The sequence below is a fragment of the Clostridium sp. 'White wine YQ' genome (genome assembly GCF_028728205.1).
GTDB lineage: Bacteria > Bacillota > Clostridia > Clostridiales > Clostridiaceae > Clostridium_T.
Genome location: NZ_JAQYUU010000001.1, coordinates 367,674 through 386,725, shown reverse-complemented (window position 1 = coordinate 386,725; position 19,052 = coordinate 367,674). Strand labels below are relative to the sequence as shown.

16 protein-coding genes are annotated in these 19,052 nt (G+C 31.0%); all 16 read right to left on the bottom strand.

What is annotated here, in order from left to right; genetic code table 11:
- Positions 1-20: 20 nt before the first annotated feature.
- Entirely contained in the window at positions 21-425 is a 405-nt protein-coding gene (locus tag PTZ02_RS01820; protein WP_274226122.1) for a hypothetical protein, read from the bottom strand.
- 171 nt (positions 426-596) lie between these two features.
- A complete protein-coding gene (gene yihA, locus PTZ02_RS01815) occupies positions 597-1,205 on the bottom strand; it encodes a ribosome biogenesis GTP-binding protein YihA/YsxC (RefSeq protein ID WP_274226121.1) in 609 nt (202 codons plus the stop codon).
- A 1-nt stretch (position 1,206) separates the two neighbouring features.
- Positions 1,207-3,534 (bottom strand): endopeptidase La, encoded by a 2,328-nt coding sequence (gene lon, locus PTZ02_RS01810; protein ID WP_274226120.1) that lies wholly within the window; start codon positions 3,532-3,534, stop codon positions 1,207-1,209.
- A 178-nt stretch (positions 3,535-3,712) separates the two neighbouring features.
- Complete coding sequence (lonB, locus tag PTZ02_RS01805) at positions 3,713-5,395, bottom strand: ATP-dependent protease LonB (RefSeq protein ID WP_274226119.1); 1,683 nt, start codon at positions 5,393-5,395, stop codon at positions 3,713-3,715.
- Positions 5,396-5,696: 301 nt separating this feature from the next.
- Complete coding sequence (clpX, locus tag PTZ02_RS01800; protein ID WP_274226118.1) at positions 5,697-6,989, bottom strand: ATP-dependent Clp protease ATP-binding subunit ClpX; 1,293 nt, start codon at positions 6,987-6,989, stop codon at positions 5,697-5,699.
- Positions 6,990-7,016: 27 nt separating this feature from the next.
- Positions 7,017-7,616 (bottom strand): ATP-dependent Clp endopeptidase proteolytic subunit ClpP, encoded by a 600-nt coding sequence (clpP, locus tag PTZ02_RS01795; RefSeq protein ID WP_202767751.1) that lies wholly within the window; start codon positions 7,614-7,616, stop codon positions 7,017-7,019.
- A 175-nt stretch (positions 7,617-7,791) separates the two neighbouring features.
- Positions 7,792-9,081 carry a trigger factor gene (gene tig, locus PTZ02_RS01790; RefSeq protein WP_274226117.1) on the bottom strand — a complete coding sequence of 430 codons (1,290 nt, stop codon included), beginning with the start codon at positions 9,079-9,081 and terminating at the stop codon, positions 7,792-7,794.
- Positions 9,082-9,229: 148 nt separating this feature from the next.
- Entirely contained in the window at positions 9,230-10,057 is an 828-nt protein-coding gene (locus tag PTZ02_RS01785) for a hypothetical protein (protein ID WP_274226116.1), read from the bottom strand.
- A 178-nt stretch (positions 10,058-10,235) separates the two neighbouring features.
- A complete protein-coding gene (locus PTZ02_RS01780; protein ID WP_274226115.1) occupies positions 10,236-10,397 on the bottom strand; it encodes a hypothetical protein in 162 nt (53 codons plus the stop codon).
- Positions 10,398-10,826: 429 nt separating this feature from the next.
- Positions 10,827-12,026, bottom strand: coding sequence for a murein hydrolase activator EnvC family protein (locus PTZ02_RS01775; protein ID WP_274226114.1), 1,200 nt, complete (start codon positions 12,024-12,026; stop codon positions 10,827-10,829).
- 386 nt (positions 12,027-12,412) lie between these two features.
- On the bottom strand, positions 12,413-14,146 hold the full coding sequence (locus PTZ02_RS01770) for an NADH-dependent [FeFe] hydrogenase, group A6 (protein ID WP_274226113.1): 1,734 nt from the start codon (positions 14,144-14,146) through the stop codon (positions 12,413-12,415).
- A 15-nt stretch (positions 14,147-14,161) separates the two neighbouring features.
- The gene (locus tag PTZ02_RS01765; RefSeq protein WP_274226112.1) at positions 14,162-16,054 is read right to left on the bottom strand and encodes an NADH-quinone oxidoreductase subunit NuoF; all 1,893 of its coding nucleotides are present in this window, start codon (positions 16,052-16,054) and stop codon (positions 14,162-14,164) included.
- A gap of 14 nt (positions 16,055-16,068) precedes the next feature.
- Complete coding sequence (locus PTZ02_RS01760; RefSeq protein WP_274226111.1) at positions 16,069-16,551, bottom strand: NADH-quinone oxidoreductase subunit NuoE family protein; 483 nt, start codon at positions 16,549-16,551, stop codon at positions 16,069-16,071.
- 198 nt (positions 16,552-16,749) lie between these two features.
- The gene (locus PTZ02_RS01755; RefSeq protein WP_274226110.1) at positions 16,750-17,271 is read right to left on the bottom strand and encodes a peroxiredoxin; all 522 of its coding nucleotides are present in this window, start codon (positions 17,269-17,271) and stop codon (positions 16,750-16,752) included.
- 156 nt (positions 17,272-17,427) lie between these two features.
- Positions 17,428-18,654, bottom strand: coding sequence for a TcaA 3rd/4th domain-containing protein (locus PTZ02_RS01750; protein ID WP_274226109.1), 1,227 nt, complete (start codon positions 18,652-18,654; stop codon positions 17,428-17,430).
- Between the two features lie 15 nt (positions 18,655-18,669).
- Positions 18,670-18,993, bottom strand: a complete 324-nt coding sequence (locus PTZ02_RS01745) for a hypothetical protein (RefSeq protein ID WP_274226108.1) — start codon at positions 18,991-18,993, stop codon at positions 18,670-18,672.
- Positions 18,994-19,052 lie beyond the last annotated feature (59 nt).

Here is a 19,052-nt window from a genome sequence, read left to right as displayed (position 1 = left end):
TTTAAAGTTAATTGATAAAATTAGCATACATCGTCATCATGGTGTCTATCGTCACAGAATCTTTCATTTCTTCCGCAACCACAAACTACGAAGATTAATAGAATTATCCACCACCATGAATTAAATCCACCACAGCCATATCCGCCTGGTTGACCATAAGGTAGCATTCCATAACCACCTATATTGCCGCATTTATTTCTCTTACACTTAACAGTGCAATTATAAAGACCTGGATCATATCCAAACCCTGGATAGCCTCCTACGCCACCACCGTAGCCTCCGAAGCCACCATATCCACCGCAGCCACATAGTGCGAATAAGATAATTATCCAAATAAAGCTGCCACCAAAGAAACCATTATTATTACAATCACAATCTCTTCTTTCTGCATTGGATAAGCCATTTATGATCTCATTAATATCCATGGAAATCCTCCTCTCATTTTTTTGTATTGTTTAAATTTTATAGTATATACTATTCTTAACGTAAAAAAATGATACAATTTATTGTAATAACATGAATTAAATGGTATACATGCACATATCTATATATAATGAAAAAAGCTTGCAAGAGTTCCAACTCTTACAAGCTTTTTACTATATTTCTTCTATTTCTTCTTTCTCAACTACATCTTTGAAGATAAAATCTATTACTTCTTCTCTCTTCTTTTTATTTAAGGAAGAAAAGAAAAATAATTTATTAGTATTTCCTAACTCTAAAGTATCTCTAATAACTTTTTCACTTTTTCTTAAATCATTATTAGATAACTTATCACTTTTTGTTGCAACTATAACGTAGTCATAGTTAAAATGCTTAATCCAATTTAACATATCTATATCATCTTTGGTAGGTTTATGCCTACAATCAACTAAAAGTACAACTCTTTTCAGTGGTTCCCTATGCATTAAGTAAGTTTCAATTGTTTTTCCCCAGCTAGCTAGTTCTTTTTTAGAAACCTTAGCGTATCCATACCCAGGTAAATCCACCAAATAAAAATCCTTATTTATTAAAAAGAAATTTATAAGCCTTGTCTTTCCTGGCGTACCACTTACCTTTGCTAAACCTCTTCTATTAGTTAAAGCATTAATAATTGATGACTTTCCAACATTTGATCTTCCAACGAAAGCAACCTCTACTCTCCCATCTACAGGATATTGCTCTCTTTTTACAGCAGAGATTATAAATTCTGATTGTTTTATATCCATATTATTCAACTCCAACTAAAGCATTTTCCAGAACTTCTTCAATTCTAGATGCAAATATAAATTTAATCTTATTTTTTACCGACTTAGGGATTTTATCCAAATCTCTCTCATTTTGCTTTGGAACTATTACAGTATCAATTCCAGCTCTATATGCTGCAAGTGATTTTTCTTTTAATCCACCTATTGCTAAAACCTTACCTGTTAAAGTTATCTCCCCAGTCATTGCTACATTATGTTTTACTTTTTTATTTGCTAATGCACTTACTAGCGCAGTAATTAATGTCACTCCTGCTGATGGTCCATCTTTTGGAACAGCACCTTCTGGTACATGTACATGTATATCATATTTCTTATAGAAATCATCATTAATACCATACTTTGCTGTATTTCCTCTAACATAAGAATATGCTGCTTTAGCTGATTCTTTCATTACATCTCCAAGTTGTCCTGTCAATTCAAGCTTACCTGAACCTTTCATAACCATAACTTCTACCGGAAGAGTATCTCCACCATAGGCAGTCCACGCCATGCCAGTAACTACCCCAACTCTATCAGTTTTTTCTATTTTATCATAGGTATATATTTTAGTTCCTAAGTACTTTTGCAGGTTATTTGAAGTAATGGAAATAGTTTTTTTATCTTTTTCCATCATCTCTCTTATAGCCCTTCTTATTACTGTACTTATTCTTCTTTCTAAATTTCTAACTCCTGATTCTCTTGTAAAATATTCAATTATATCCTGTATTGCTCCATCACTAATTTTGATAGAATTTTTCTTAACATTATGCTCTACTAATACTCTTGGAACTAGATATTTTTTCGCTATATTAAACTTTTCTTCGAAAGTATATCCTGATACTTCAATTACTTCCATTCTATCTAATAAAGGTCTTGGAATTGTTTCTAAAGAGTTTGCTGTAGTTATAAACATTACCTTAGATAAATCCATATCAAGTTCTAAGTAATTATCTCTAAAGCTTGAATTTTGCGCTGAATCTAATACTTCTAATAGAGCATCTGAAGGATCTCCTTTAAAATCATTATTCAACTTATCTATTTCATCTAATAAGAATAATGGATTATTAGATTTAGCATTTTTCATACCATAAACTATTCTTCCTGGAATTGCACCTACATAAGTTTTTCTATGTCCTCTAATTTCAGCTTCATCTCTAATGCCTCCAAGAGATATTCTAACAAAATTTCTATTTAAGGCTCTAGCAACTGATTTTGCAATAGAGGACTTTCCTACTCCTGGTGGTCCAACTAAACATAATATAGGACCTTTTAAACTCTGACTCATTTTTTTAACTGCTAAATATTCAATTATTCTTTCTTTAACATCTTTAAGTCCATAATGGTCTTCATCTAGAATATCCTTAGCCTTAACTAAATCTAAATTATCCTTCGTAAACTTATTCCAAGGCAATCCTAATACCCAATCTAAATATGTCTTAATAACATTTCCTTCTTGAGAATAACTTGAGGAATTTTTTAGTCTTGTTAACTCATAACTTACTTTTTCCTTAACCTCTTTAGGTAGCTTAGCCTTTTTAATTAACTCTTCATATTTATTTATTTCTCTTTTTTCTTCTTCATTCTCGCCTAGTTCTTCTTGGATGATTTTTAATTGTTCTCTTAAATAGTATTCTTTTTGCAATTTATCTATTTTCTTTTTAACTTTGAATCCTATTTTCTTTTCTAACTTTAATACTTCAATTTCATTTTTTATGACTATTAGTAATTTTTCAATTCTTTCTTTCAAATCTATTGCTTCAAGGATTTCTTGTCTAACCTTTTGCTTTAACAATAAATAAGATGCAACTATATCTGCAAACCTACCTGGTTCATCATCCTCTTCAAAATCAAGAACCTCATCCGAAGATTTACTATTAGATATATCTAAAAATTCTCCAAATTCATCTCTTAAGCTTCTTAAGGCTGCAATGAATTCTGGATCTTCTTTATATTTGTCATAATCATCTTCAATACTTAGTATTTCTCCTTGTAGGTATTCTTCGTTTTCTAAGTATTTTAATATCTTTCCTCTTTCTATTCCCTCTACTAAAACCCTAACTACATCACCTGGTAACTTAAGTAATTGTTTTACTATACATATAGTACCAACTTCATATATATCATTTTCACCTGGTTCCTCAACTTTTGCATCTTTTTGTGAAACTAGGAATATTTCTTGCTCTTTTAACATTGCCTCCTCTAAAGCTGCAATTGATTTTTCTCTACCAACATCAAAATGAATAACCATGTTTGGGAAAATTGTTATTCCCCTTAAGGGAATTAGAGGAAGAAGCTTCACATTCTCGCCCATTATATATTTCCTCCTTTAAGATTAATCTACTCTAGTTAAATAATTATACACATAAAGCAGGTACTTTTCAATAATTTTAACACTTCTTCCCTGATATTATCCTTTAAAGTAAAAGGATGTAAATAGAAATGATAAACTGTACATCGTTATCCCTTCTATTTACACCAAAAACTAAAAATCAGAACTTATTTTCTCCTTCTGCATATAAGACTTCTACTGATGTTTTATCATCAATTTCATTCATTTTATCTCCTGTAAGTGCTACCTTTAATACCTCATCAATAGTCTCAACTGGAACAACCTGTATCCCCTCTATTTTTTTGAAACTCTCATTATAATTTTCCTTAGGTATTATAATAGTTTTCGCACCTGATTTTTTGCCAGCATTAATTTTTGCAATGACACCCCCAATTGCCTTAACTTTACCTGTTAATGATACTTCCCCAGTCATAGCAACTTTATTATCTATTGGAATGTTTTTTATGGCACTATATACTGCAGACGCTATACTTACCCCTGCTGAAGGACCATCAACTATTGTACCCCCAGGGAAATTAACATGTATATTATACATAGATGAATCAATAGCAAAAATATTATCTAGTATACTTAAAACATTTTGTACAGAACAGTATGCTGTGCTCTTTCGTTTTATTTTCTTGTTGTTACTACTTATTTCCTCTTCTTCTACTATACCAGTTATTTTAATTTTACCATTATTCTTAGTTGTCTTTCTCGCAGTTGCCTCTATTTCCAAAATAGTTCCAAGATTAGCACCATAAACAGCCAATCCATTTACTACCCCAATTTCTGGTCTATCTCCTATCTTCTTATCTGGTCTTGCATTATATTGACCATTCTCTATTACCCAGTTTATATCTTCTACTAATATTTCTTCTCTATCCTCATTTATTGCTAATCCTGAACATAGCTGAATAATATTTACTACTTCTCTACCATTTGTACAATATTTTGCAATTAAATCTAGTCCCTCTTCACTAATATGTAAATTTACTTTATTAACTGAATTCTTAGCTATTATTTTAATTTCATCCTCATCTAATGCTCTAAAGAATATTTCTACGCATCTTGACCTTATTGCCGGAACTATCTCTTCTGGGCTTCTTGTCGTTGCACCTATCAATCTAAAATCTGCAGGTAACCCTTTATCAAAAACCTCTTTAATATAAACAGGCATGTTTGGATCTTCAGAACTATAATACGATGAGTCTAAAAATACTTTTCTATCTTCAAGTACTTTTAATAACTTATTTAATTCTATTGGATGTAATTCGCCAATTTCGTCTAAAAATAAAAGTCCTCCATGGGCCTTTGTTACTGCTCCCGGTTTAGGTTGGGGTATACCTGCAACACCTAGTGAACCTGCACCTTGATATATTGGATCATGTACAGAACCAATTAACGGATCTGCTATTCCTCTTTCATCAAATCTTATTGTAGTTGCATCAACTTCTATAAATTTTGCTTCTTTTTTAAATGGAGTTTTTCCCATTTTAATAGCTTCTTCTAATACTAGTCTTGCTGCAGCAGTCTTACCTACTCCAGGTGGTCCATAAATTATTACATGTTGTGGGTTAGGACCACAGAGTGCCGCTTTTAGGGCTAAAATTCCTTTCTCCTGTCCTATGATTTCATCAAAATTTGTTGGTCTACTTTTCTCAGTTAATGGTTCTGTCAACTGAATACTTCTCATCTTTTCCAACTTTTCCATCTCTTTTTTATTCTCTCTATCCACAACGACCCTATTTGTTTGTGTAGTCTTTGTATTTGCTATCATATACATGAAAAGCATTAGTATTAATACTACCTGCAAAATAACCATAACAGTAATTGCTGACATAAATTACCCTCCCTTCTTAATATTGTTATTATCTCCTTCATTATGGTTTATTATTCCATATTATTTTCATATTTATTGTTAATTTAAATAGTAAAAAATGAGCCAAGCAGACATCTTATAAAAGATTATCTACTTGACTCATTAACTTCACTTATACTATATAATCTAAAAATTTTAATTAACAGATTATATAATATAGTTTAAAAATTTCAAACCATTCTTCGTTAAAAAGCTTCCCGGGGTCGAACCTGTTTAGCAGTGAAGCTTTTTAACTCACAATGTGGAAATTTTAAAAACTATATTAAGCTGTTTCTATATCCTTACTTTTCTTAACTCTCTTAGCTTTTGCTTCTTTCTTTTCAGACTCATCACCTAAGATAACAATTGGATCTTTTTTATCAGCGATTGACTCCTTTGTAATAACAACTTTTGCGATATCATCTCGCGATGGAATATCGTACATTATATTTGTCATTGTATCTTCAATGATAGCTCTTAAGCCTCTAGCACCAGTGCTCCTTTTAATAGCTTCTTGCGCAATTGCTTTAAGTGCTTCTTCTTCAAACTCTAATTCAACATCATCATATTCAAAAAGCTTTCTATATTGTTTAACCAAAGCATTTTTTGGTTCACTTAATATACTTATTAATGCCTTTTCATCTAATGACTCAAGTGTCACAACTATAGGAAGTCTTCCAACGAATTCTGGAATTAATCCAAATTTCAATAAATCTCCTGGCATAACATCCTTAAGTAGTTTACCTACATCTTTATCTGATTTTGATGAAATTTCTGCTCCAAAACCTATAGAACTTCTTCTTGTTCTTTTCTCTATAAGCTTATCTATTCCATCAAAAGCTCCTCCACATATAAATAAGATATTAGAGGTATTAATTTGTATAAATTCTTGATGCGGATGCTTTCTACCCCCTTGTGGTGGAACAGAAGCAGTAGTGCCTTCAAGAATTTTTAATAAGGCTTGCTGAACTCCTTCACCAGATACATCTCTAGTTATAGAAGGATTCTCAGACTTTCTTGCAATTTTATCTATTTCATCGATGTAGATAATTCCTTTTTCAGCTCTTTCAATATCATAGTCAGCATTTTGAATTAGCTTTAGAAGTATATTTTCAACATCTTCACCTACATAACCAGCTTCAGTTAATGTAGTTGCATCTGCAATTGCAAATGGCACATTTAAAAATTTAGCAAGAGTTTGAGCTAATAATGTTTTACCTGAACCTGTTGGTCCTAAAAGAAGAATATTACTCTTCTGAAGTTCTACATCACTATCTTTATCCTTAGCGTTTATTCTTTTATAATGATTATATACTGCAACTGAAAGAGATTTTTTTGCACTATCTTGACCTATTACATACTGATCAAGATGATTTTTAATCTCTACTGGCTTTGGTAATTCAGTAGCAGTAAAAGGAACTGGTTCGTCAAATTCATCTGCAATAATTTCAGAACATAGTTCTATACATTCATCACATATATATACTCCAGGTCCTGCTATTAGCCTTTTTACCTGTTCTTGATTTTTACCACAAAAAGAACATTTTAATTGCTTCTTGTCTTCAAATTTTGCCATCCAATACACCTCACTGCGGCAGTTAAATTATTTATCTTTAACTACTTCATTTTTTCTAATTACCTTATCGATTAAACCATAATCACAAGCTTCTGGAGCAGTCATAAAGTAGTCTCTTTCCACATCTTGTTTGATTTTATCTAAAGACTTACCAGTATTCTCGCTTAGTATTTCATTTAAAGTATCTTTTATCTTTAAGATTCTCTTTGCATGAATATCTATATCAGTCGCTTGACCTTGGAATCCTCCTAAAGGTTGGTGAATCATTATCTCACTGTTAGGTAGAGCAAATCTTTTTCCTTTTGCTCCTGAAGATAGTAAGAATGCTCCCATTGATGCTGCCATTCCTATACATATAGTACTTACATCTGGCTTAATGTACTGCATAGTATCATAAATAGCCATTCCAGCTGTAATTGATCCTCCTGGACTATTTATATATAAATAAATATCTTTATCAGGATCTTCACTTTCTAAGAATAGTAGTTGTGATACTATTAAATTTGATGTAGTATCATTAACCTCACCACTAAGCATTATTATTCTATCTTTTAATAATCTAGAGAATATATCGTAACTTCTTTCTCCTCTACTTGTTTGTTCAATAACATATGGCACTAAACTCATTTTAATCCCTCTCTTTCTTTGTTCAATCACCTTTTATTAATATATCCAATTTTTAAGAAAAGTAATTATATTTATATAATTAAATTATATATAACTTTTCCTCATTTGTTAATTAGTTATGTGAAAATAATTGCCAGAAAAAAACTTCTGGCAATTTCATCTTACTATTATTTTATTATTTTACTTTAACATTTTCAACTAATAATTTAACAGTTTTCTCAATTACTGCATCATGTTTTAAAGCTGAAGCTTGAGATTTTAAAATTAAATCTGCCATTTTTTCAGCTTCTCCAGCTGAGTACATCTTAGCAACTTCCATAGCTTTCTCTTTTAATTCTTCTTCAGTAGCGTCTATAGCTTCTTTCTTTGACACTGCTTCTAATACTAAATCAGTTTTAACTTTCTTAGCTGCAGTTTCTTTCATATAGTCTTTCATTGATTCTTCAGTATTACCAGTGAATTGATAGTATTGTTCTAAAGTTAATCCTTGGTATTGTAATCTTTGTTCTAAATCTTTAATCATAGATTCTAATTCTTTAGTAATCATTACTTCTGGAATTTCTACTTTAGCATTATCAACTACTTTATTAATTACAGCTTCTTCGAATTCTTTCTTTTCTCTTTCAGCATTTGCTTCAGTTATGTTCTTTCTAACATCTTCTTTAACTTCAGCAATTGTATCGAATTCTGAAACTTCTTTTGCAAATTCATCATCTAATTCTGGTAATTCTTTTACTTTAATTTCTTTAACAGTTACTTCGAATTTTGCAGGCTTTCCATTTAAATCTTCTTTTCCGTAGTTTTCTGGGAATGAAACATTAACATCCTTACTTTCTCCTGCTGCTAAACCTACTAATTGGTCTTCGAAATCTCCGATGAATGTTCCTGAACCTATTTCTAATGAATAGTCTTTTCCTTCTCCACCTTCAAAAGCAACTCCGTCTATGTATCCTTTAAAGTCAATAACTGCTATATTTCCTTTTTCAACAGTTCCTTCTGCTTTAGTTTCTACTCTTGCATTCTTTTCTTGCATAGATGCTAATCTCTTATCAACTTCTTCTTCAGAAACTGGGTAAGAAACTTTTTCAACTTCTACACCTTTGTATTCTCCAAGTTCAACTTCTGGATATACAGTTACTTTTGCAGTATAAACTAAATCTTTTCCTTCACCAACTTCAACAACATTTATTTCTGGATAATCAACTGGTGAAATTTCATTATTTCTTAATGCCTCTGGATATGATTCATCCATAGCAATATTTATTGCATCTTCAAGTAATGCTTCTACTCCATAGTATTTTTTTACTATTTGCATTGGTACCTTTCCTTTTCTGAATCCAGGTACATTGAATTTCTTTTGATTCTTTTTAAACGCTTTATTTAAAGCTTCGTTGAACTTTGCAGCCTCAACTCTTATTTCAAGTTCAACAACATTAGTTTCTATTTTTTCCATTTTAACTTCCATTACTTTTCCTCCTGATTTTCTTACCTTTAGAAAATAGTTATTTTAACTAGGTTATTATATCATAGATACTTTTAAATTATCAAATATTTTAGAAAAACTTTCTATAATTAAATATTTAATCATCTTTTACTATATTATTTCTTATTTCCTATTGCGGTGTTACACTTCCATCTGGCATCAATAGTGATGTATTATTATCAATAGCTACTTGGATTCCACCATCTTTTAAGTTACCAAGTGAAACATTTTTACCTTTTAGGTTCCAAACGGCTCTATGTTCGCCTGTGCCTAAATCTATTATCCAGACATAGGTATCCAATTCGCCTGTTCCAAAGTAAGGTAGTTGACTTAAGTATGCAATATGTGAATCATCTATAAATCTAGCATCTTTGCACCATACATATCCACTGTAGGTAGATAACATTTTATCTTTTGGGAATGACTCACCCTTACTGGTTACATATTCTGCCTTTGTTATTACAGCTTCCTGACCATCTGTATTATAAGTTTTAATATCTTGTGTTAGATTATCCATAACAAGTATTAACTTTGATGATGGGCTAATTTCAGCATTTCCAGCATTTGATGATCCTGAAACAAATTTGTATACTCTACTGCTTCCATCCCCTTCATATATAGCTTTTAATACTTCTCCATTTGAAAGTTTAATATCCATTGATTTTTCTTGAACAGCTTCTTCTTTTTTAGTATTAGTCGGCTGATTTGTTTCAGCTGTAGTACTTTCCTTCTTTGTTGTATCTTCATTAGTAGAATTCTTATCTGCCTCTTTATTCTTATCTTTAGCAAAAATTGAAGTTATGCTATTTTTTGCATAGGATAAAAACTTAATTGCCTTAGTGTTAAAAACAACACCTACTGACACTAATAATATTATAATTATTGAAAAGATAATTGTATTTCTTCTTCTTTTCATTTTTCTTTCATATTCTCTACTAAAAATACTTGGTTTTCCCAAAGTTATTCCCTCCTAGCTGTTACTACTAACATGTATATTATACCTCATAGATATAGAAATACTAAATGTTTTTGATATTATTAATTTCCTTAATAGCAATATCAAAGCTTTCTAGCTTTGAATTAATCTTAAAATGATAATTGGAAATTTATCATTTCTTATCTATATATATTTTAATCTATCTCTTTTTATTTTTGCAACAACCACCTGAAGAACAACCGCATGAAGCAGATAATCCAAGTTCCTTCATTTCTTCTAAAGATAGATTTACAACATTTTCAGTCATCTCTTCATAATCTGGAGTATCCTTAAGCAGAGATTTTCTATCGATATTTATCATAATTCCTCCTAAAATTTTAGTTTTTTTGAACTTAATACTTTAAATTCATTACCTTTCTTTAAATATTTTACCCTAATTTCATATAAATTCATATTTTTTTATTTAAATTATTGATTTTAATAAAAAAGTTAGTATAATTAAAATTGTAATTATAATTAAACACTTGTTAATGGATATTATACTAACCCTAAAGATACATATCTACAATTGTTTAATAACCCACACCAATCTAATGATTTGCATTAGAATTTATTAAACCCCACACAGTTCATTTATTCCCTTTCTTAAATGAACTTAGCTTTCCTGTGCATTAGTTTGTGCAGGATTTTTTTTCTCATTTAAAGAATTTAATACATTTTAAGGTTTTAAATAATCTTATATTTTTTTATAAATAAACCCCAAAATGCATGTTCATTTTGGGGTTTGTTATTATAAACTCAAATAATTTGCTGGATTAACAGGTACACCATTTATTCTAATTTCAAAATGAAGATGTGGTCCTGAACTAAGTCCAGTACTTCCCACATAGGCTATAACTTGTCCTTGCTTTACTTGTTGTCCTACAGATACTATGTAATTTCTTGTATGTCCATACATGGTTTGTTGACTATTTCCATGATTTATTACTACCATATTTCCATAAATTGAATTTGTCTCTGCCGCTACTACTGTACCGTCTTTTGCAGCTACTATAGGAGTTCCTAATGATGCTCCTAGGTCAACCCCCGTATGATTACTTGGTTTTCCAGTTACAGGATGTATTCTTGGTCCAAATGGACATGTAACAGGCCCTGAAGTAGGTCTTACGAAACCTTGTGAGTTGCTTGACCCCACATTTCCAGTATTGCCTTTATTCAAATTAGCAATTGCATTATCAAGTTGCCTTAGAATATCCTGTTCTCTTGATGATAGATCATTATACATCTTTTGTTTTTGATTCTTTAAATTTTGTAAGGAACTTTTATCTGCTTCTAACTTATTTTTTTCATTTATATACACTTTTTGAGCATCAACAACCTCTTGCTGCTTTGTAAGCACCTGTTGTTTTTGATCATCTAAAACAGATTGTTTTTCCTCTAAGTCAGTTTGCTCTGATGCAAGAGCTTTTTTAGCCTTGTCCACTTCTTCAATGGTATTTTTATCAGTTTCTATTATCTTACTTACTGCCATGAATTTTGAAATAAAGTCCCCAACATTTCGACTTTGAAGTAAAACTACTAATAGTTCACCCTCATAATTACTCTTGTACATATTCCTAAGTCTGCTTGCCAAAAGCTTTTCTTTTTCTTCCTTCTCTTTTGTCTTTTTTTCTATATCTTGTTTCTTAGAATCAATATCATTCTGAACTTTAGTTAAGTTACCTTGAATTGAATTGATTTGTGATTGCAAGTTATCTATTTTACCTTGATACGAGTTTACACTTTGTTCAGTTTGACTCAATTCAGAATTTTTCGCATCAATTTGATCCTTAACATTTTCTAAATCCTGAGATGCTTTATTTTTATCATTTGTTATTGCATCTTTTTGTTGCTGCAATGAATTTACAGTCTCAGCATGTACATAATTTATAGGGATTATAGCTACTCCTAGAATTAAACTAATACTTAATGCTACTATTTTCTTTGCCATTCTTTACCCCCCAAACATTTCACTCTTTATATATTATAACAAAAAGATTTATATTTTTCACATTATTCGATAAATTTTAATTAAATTTAATATTTTATATGATTTTTTGTCTAATTAGGTCTTTTATAAATGTGTTATTTCCTTTATATCAAGGTATATAGCCGTCCAAAATCAATGTTGTTAATCATTTCTTAATATACTTATAATACATTCTTAATGTAATTACCTTATACTATCTGTAGCACCCTAGGTGCAATTTCCATACTTTTTAATTATCACATACATTTTACAGAGGCTCTACTTATATGTAGGCCTCTCTTTTTTCTAAAAAAAAAAAAAAGAAATCCTCTGATATCAAATTCAGAGAATTTCCTATTTACATTTATTTATCTACTAATATAATGTGTATGCAATAATTCGTGTGCCTTTTCACTATTAGGTTTAATCAGATAATTCTTATATACCTTCTTTATCATTGGGTTCTCATGAGATTTTCTTATTTTCTTGTCCAAGTCTTCACTGTATAGAACCTCAGCTCTCTTTCTTAAGATATCTCTATTTCCCCTTATGAAAGGTTGCCCCCCACCATCAATACAACCAAAAGGACACGCCATAACTTCTATCATTGAATACTCATTACTGCCATCTTTTATTGCTTCCATAAGCTTTCTTGCATTTCCCAAACTACTTGCTACTGCTACCTTTAACTCTAAATCCCCTATTTTTACTTTGGCACTCTTTATACCCACGAATCCTCTAACAGCTTTAAATTCTATATTTTCTAAAGTTTCACCTGTCACCCATTCATGTGCAGTTCTTAATGCTGCCTCCATAACTCCACCAGTGTTACCAAAAATAACTCCAGCACCACTTGACTCACCTAATGGATTATCGAAGTCTTCATCTTCAAATTCCTTCAAATCTAATCCAGCACTCTTGATCATACTGCTCAATTCCCTAGTAGTTATAACTATATCTACATCTCTAATTCCATTAACTTCTAGTTCTTCTCTGCTTGCCTCAAACTTTTTAGCTGTGCAAGGCATAACTGATACTACTATCATATTTTTAGGATCAACACCTATTTTCTCAGCTAGATAACTCTTTGCAATGGCTCCGAACATCTGTTGTGGTGATTTGCAACTTGATGGTAAGTTTAAAAAATCTCCATAATTATGCTCTAGGAATTTAATCCACCCAGGACAGCAACTAGTTAAAAGTGGTAAGTTCTTATTTTCCTTTATTCTATTAATTAACTCTGTAGCCTCTTCCATAATAGTTAAATCTGCTGCAAAATCAGTATCATATACTTTTTTAAAGCCTAAAGCTTTAAGTGCTGATACCATTTTACCAGTTACATTTGTTCCAGGTTTAAATCCAAATTGCTCTCCTAATGAGGTTCTAATAGCAGGTGCAGTTTGAACTATTACATACTTATCTTCATCATCTAGAGCATCCCATACTCTGTCTTCATCATTTGCCTCTCTCAATGCTCCGGTTGGACATACAGCTACGCACTGACCACAATTAGTACAATTTGTATCTGCTAACGGTTCTAAGAAGGCAGTAGACATAATTGTATCAAAACCTCTTGAAACAGGACTTAAAACATTCACCGTTTGAATATTGTTACATACACTTACGCATCGTCTGCATAGTATACATTTATCAACGTCTCTTGTTATAGCAACTGAAGAGTAATCCGTTGGAACTCTATTCATTTCCCCTTCATATCTAATATCTCTTATATTTAAATCAGAGGCTATTTTCTGAAGTTCACATTTTAAGTTCTTTTGACACTTTAAGCAGTCTTGAGGGTGATCTGATAATAGTAACTCAACTATAGTTTTTCTTGCATTTGCCACCTTTTGAGTATTAGTTTTAACAGACATATAAGGTGAAACTGGTGTAGAACATGCTGCGGCTAAGTTTTTCCTTCCATCAACCTCTACAACACAAACTCTGCAGGATGAAGTACAACTTACATGTTCTCCATCTTGAAGCCTCAAATGGCAAAGTGTTGGTATTTCAATATTTAATTTTTTTGCAGCTTCTAAAATAGTAGCTCCCGGTTGTACCTCAACAACTTTTCCGTTTATAGTTAATTGAACTAATTCCATATCTCTCATCTCCCTCTAAACCAAATCAATGGCTTTTACTGGACACCCTTCAAAACAAGTTCCACATTTAATACATTTATCTTCATCTATGAAATGTACATCTTTCAATTTTCCTGATATACACTTAACAGGACATAATCTACTGCATTTTGTACATCCTATACATTTATCTGTTATCTTGTATCTAACTAGCTTTTTACATTTTCCTGCAGGACATCTCTTATCATTAACATGAGCATCATACTCATCCATAAAATATGTCATAGTACTCAATACTGGATTTGGTGCAGTTTGCCCAAGGCCACAAAGAGAAGTATCTTTTATTATTTTTGAAAGATCTTTAAGCTTTTTCAAATCATCTTTAGTTCCTTTTCCTTCTACTATTTTATTTAACATCTCTAGAAGTCTTTTATTTCCTACTCTACAAGGGGTACATTTTCCACAGGACTCATCAACAATAAATTCTAGATAGAATTTTGCAATATCAACCATGCAGTTATCTTCATCCATTACTATCATTCCACCAGATCCCATCATAGATCCTATTGCATTTAATGATTCATAATCTATGGGCAGGTTTAATAAAACAGATGGAATACAGCCTCCTGATGGTCCTCCTGTTTGAACTGCTTTAAACTCCTTATTATTCTTTATTCCTCCCCCTATTTCGTAAATAATTTCTTCTAGGGTTATTCCCATTGGAACTTCCACAAGCCCTACATTATTAATTTTCCCAGCTAATGCAAAAACTTTAGTCCCCTTAGATGTATTTGTTCCTATTGAACTAAACCAAGCAGCTCCATTGTTAATAATTGCTGGAACATTAGCAAAGGTTTCAACATTATTAACAGAAGTAGGCTTCTCAAAAAGTCCTTTTTCAGCAGGGAAAGGTGGTTTTGTAGTAGGTTCTCCCCTTGACCCTTCAATTGAATGCATCAATGCAGTTTCTTCTCCACATACAAAAGCTCCTGCTCCATACCTTATATCTATATCAAAACTAAAATCACTACCTAGTATTTTTTCTCCTATTAACCCAAGCTCCTTCGCCTGTTTTATTGCTATCATAAGTCTATGAACTGCTAATGGATATTCAGCTCTAATATAGATAAAACCCTTGCATGCACCAATTGCATAACCTGCTATAGCCATAGCTTCAATTATGTTGTTAGGGTCTCCTTCTAATATTGATCTATCCATGAATGCGCCTGGATCCCCTTCATCTGCATTACAAATTATATATTTTACCTCATCCTTAGATGCCCTTGCAAAACTCCACTTCTTTCCTGTAGGGAATCCTCCACCACCTCTTCCCCTTAGACCGGAATCAGTGATTTCCTTAATTACATCCTCAGGAGTCATCTCTGTGAGTACTTTTCCTAGTGCTAAATAGCCTTTTGCAGCTATATATTCATTGATATTTTCTGGATTTATTACTCCACAATTTCTTAGTGCTATTCTTTTTTGCTTTTTATAAAAACTCATTTCATCTTGTCTTTTAACTTTTTGTTTTAAAGTTGGCTCTTCATATAATAATCTTTCTACAACATTACCATTTATGATATGTTCTCTGACTAATTCTGCTGCATCCTCTGGTGTTACATGAACGTAAAATGTATTGTCTGGCATAAACTTAACTATAGGTCCTTTTTCACAAAATCCAAAGCACCCTGTCATTTCTACATTTACCTTATTAGAAAGATTGTTTTTTTCAACCTCTTCCTTAATATTTTTAATTATTTCATCTGCCCTTGCAGATTTGCAACCAGTTCCTCCACATACTAATATATCAATTTCATGTTCACTTTTGTGCTTTTCAATACTGTTTTCATCGGAGGTTCTTAAACTTAAAAGCTTTTTACAGTCTTCATGGAATAGCTTTAATTCCGTATATGATTTTATCTTATCCATCATATATCCTCCACCTATTCAACATATTCTTGAATTAATCTATCAACGTCTTTTCTATTAAAATGTCCATATACTTTTCCATTTACCGAAACTACTGGAGCTAAACCACAGGCACCTACACACCTTAGTGTATCTATGGTAAATTTACCATCAGCTGTAGTTTCACCTTCATGAATTCCTAACTTCTTTTCAAATTCCTCTAATACCTCTCCAGCTCCTCTTACAAAGCATGCAGTTCCAGTACAAACATTTATTACATATTTACCCTTTGCAGTTGTTGAGAAGAATGAATAAAAAGTAACAACTCCATATACCTTTGAATATGGTAAGTTTAATTTTTCTGCTACAAACATCTGCACTTCTTTTGGTAAATACCCAAAGATTTCTTGAGCCTTGTGTAAGATAGCGATTAATTGTGATTTGCTAGAACCTTGAGATTTAATAAATTCGTCAAGTTCATTATATTTTTTTTCTGATAATTCATTTGAACAGCACATATACTCACTCCTTCCATAACTATATATTTGACATCTACCAGATAATTCCTGCTAATTTTTTCACAATTATTTGAATTTTCAAACTTTTTCACTTTACAGTTTATTTTAAGCCTTCTCCATATAGAATAAACTTTTAAAAAAAGAAAAAAAAAGAAAAGGTATTTTTATAATTACCTTTTCTTTCAAAATATATATATATTATAAAGTATCTTGTCCTTCTTCCCAATTAATTGGGCAAAGTCCATTAGTTTTAAGTGCTTTTAGTACTCTAATAGCTTCCTTAGTATTTCTTCCTACGTTCTTGTTATGATAAAGTGCATATTGTACAATTCCTTCAGGATCTATTATAAATAAGCCTCTTAAAGCTACTCCTTCTTCTTCAATAAGTACGCCTAAATCTCTAGATAGGCTCTTAGTGATATCAGATGCTATTGGGAAATTAATCTTTCCAAGACTACTTTCTATCCACGCTTTATGTGAATGAACACTGTCAACGCTAACTCCTAATATTTCTGCATCTTCTGACTTAAATTCTTCTATAGCTTGTGAGAATCCAGTAATCTCTGTAGGACATACAAAAGTAAAATCTAATGGATAGAAAAATAATACTAACCACTTTCCTTTATAATCCTCTTTACTTACACTAATAAAGTCGCTTCCATCGCCTTTAACTGCTTCAAGCTTAAAATCAGGTAACTCTCTGCCTACTAATCTTTCCATAATAATACCTCCTAAAACTGTAAAATTGTCTACCACAATTAAAACACATATTATTAGTTTTGTTAAACAGCAAAATTCCTGATTATAGCAATATACCTTCCTGTAGATACCGTATACTCCATAATAATACTTATTAATAATTATTATTAATTAATATCATATATTACTTATACTCTTTATTATCCACTTATTATCTTTATACTCACATGTAGTCAAGAATGTCTTTTCTTTCTTTTCTTTATTTATTGATATTCCAATAAAATCTTTTCCTGTACTGTATTCTATTTTAACTTTTACATTTCCAGAGTAGATTTTACCATCAAAGTTAAAGGAATCCTTCTCTATTTCACAATCAATGTTATCCATGCTATATATATTTTTTAATAAAAAGTATTTCTTCGTTAAATCTGAATATAATAAAAACTTCTGATCCTCTGAAACATTTTCTATAAGGCTGCTGTCTTCTTTATTTAATGCATTAATAACACTTTCATAAAAACTAGTTACGCTCTTAGTTATATCTTGTTCTGCCTTATCATTTATCACCTGAATTTTTGGTGTTATTTCAGGAAATTTTCCAACTTCAATTTCTTCACTTTGAATCTCTCCCCAAGGGAATGTATACTTAAAATACAATTTATTCTTCTCATCAATTGGGAAAAAACTATAATTTTTAATATCCTTAACTGTTTTATTAATATCTTTATTATTAATATATACTTCTCCTTCTTGATATGGGGAATTTATTATTGTTATTGCATTTCCTTGAAGTTCAAAATCTACTGATTCATCCTTAAATAGCGATATTTCTTTACTGCTCTTAGCCTTTCCATAATCATCTCCTGCTGTTGCACTAATCTTATATATTCCTGGGAGCTTATCTTTAATGATTAATGGCTCATCACTTTTCGTATTGCCAGCTTCTTTGCTATCTATATCAATTTCTGAAGGGTAGTTTGTTCTTATTTTAACTTGAAATCCTGCTGACTCCAAATAATATCCTTCAAAAATTAATTTTTTCTTACTCTTCAATGTAATTCCTAAGGCTTTTCCATTATCTTTAATATTCTTAATAAATGTTTCCCCATTCTTTTCTCTTGATAAATAATCTAACAGTGGCTTTACTTCCTCACTAGTAACCTTCTTACCATTTACCGTTATTAATGAGGAAAATTGTTTTGCATCATTGCTCGCAATAGATTTTTGCAAGGAACTCAGAAAGTACTTTTCTGTACTTCTGCTATACTGAGCTACATAAATAAGTGCTATTAAAATTACAGCTACAACTGGAACAATCACCTTATAATATTTTCTAAAAACTACTATACCTATGTCTTTTACATGTTGTATATAATTTTTAAAGTTTATTAAATACTTCCTCATTAAACTCTCCCTAACTTACTCTAAAATATCTATCATCCATTTTTCACACGCAACACATTTATATATTCTTATTACAAATAACTCTAAATTTTCAGGCTCAGAATCCAATTCTTCTGTTAATAAGAATTCATCTTCTTCATTAATGAATCCTTTTATTTCAGCAAAATAATTCTCTTTTGTTTGGAAACAACAGTCATTATCATCTACACAACTTATTTTTTCTAAACTTAGTGCCTCTTGGAATTCCTGTATTATTGGTATTATATCCATATATTCTGAATAATCATCCTGAAATTCCTCTTTATAAAATTTTACTCCATCAATTTCAAATAACAACATTTCTACACTGCCTTTCTTTCCTAATTTATTATCTATAATACCACAAATTTCATCAATCT

Bases quoted from the DNA above. Each gene is read 5' to 3' on its own strand.
- PTZ02_RS01755 (WP_274226110.1), bottom strand. From the start codon at position 17,271: ATGGAAAGATTAGTAGGCAGAGAGTTACCTGATTTTAAGCTTGAAGCA.
- yihA (WP_274226121.1), bottom strand. From the start codon at position 1,205: ATGGATATAAAACAATCAGAATTTATAATCTCTGCTGTAAAAAGAGAG.
- PTZ02_RS01820 (WP_274226122.1), bottom strand. From the start codon at position 425: ATGGATATTAATGAGATCATAAATGGCTTATCCAATGCAGAAAGAAGA.
- PTZ02_RS01770 (WP_274226113.1), bottom strand. From the start codon at position 14,146: ATGGAATTAGTTCAATTAACTATAAACGGAAAAGTTGTTGAGGTACAA.
- PTZ02_RS01745 (WP_274226108.1), bottom strand. From the start codon at position 18,993: ATGTTGTTATTTGAAATTGATGGAGTAAAATTTTATAAAGAGGAATTT.
- PTZ02_RS01750 (WP_274226109.1), bottom strand. From the start codon at position 18,654: ATGAGGAAGTATTTAATAAACTTTAAAAATTATATACAACATGTAAAA.
- PTZ02_RS01775 (WP_274226114.1), bottom strand. From the start codon at position 12,026: ATGGCAAAGAAAATAGTAGCATTAAGTATTAGTTTAATTCTAGGAGTA.
- PTZ02_RS01765 (WP_274226112.1), bottom strand. From the start codon at position 16,054: ATGGATAAGATAAAATCATATACGGAATTAAAGCTATTCCATGAAGAC.
- lon (WP_274226120.1), bottom strand. From the start codon at position 3,534: ATGGGCGAGAATGTGAAGCTTCTTCCTCTAATTCCCTTAAGGGGAATA.
- clpP (WP_202767751.1), bottom strand. From the start codon at position 7,616: ATGAGTTTAGTGCCATATGTTATTGAACAAACAAGTAGAGGAGAAAGA.
- PTZ02_RS01780 (WP_274226115.1), bottom strand. From the start codon at position 10,397: ATGATAAATATCGATAGAAAATCTCTGCTTAAGGATACTCCAGATTAT.
- tig (WP_274226117.1), bottom strand. From the start codon at position 9,081: ATGGAAGTTAAAATGGAAAAAATAGAAACTAATGTTGTTGAACTTGAA.
- lonB (WP_274226119.1), bottom strand. From the start codon at position 5,395: ATGTCAGCAATTACTGTTATGGTTATTTTGCAGGTAGTATTAATACTA.
- clpX (WP_274226118.1), bottom strand. From the start codon at position 6,989: ATGGCAAAATTTGAAGACAAGAAGCAATTAAAATGTTCTTTTTGTGGT.
- PTZ02_RS01760 (WP_274226111.1), bottom strand. From the start codon at position 16,551: ATGTGCTGTTCAAATGAATTATCAGAAAAAAAATATAATGAACTTGAC.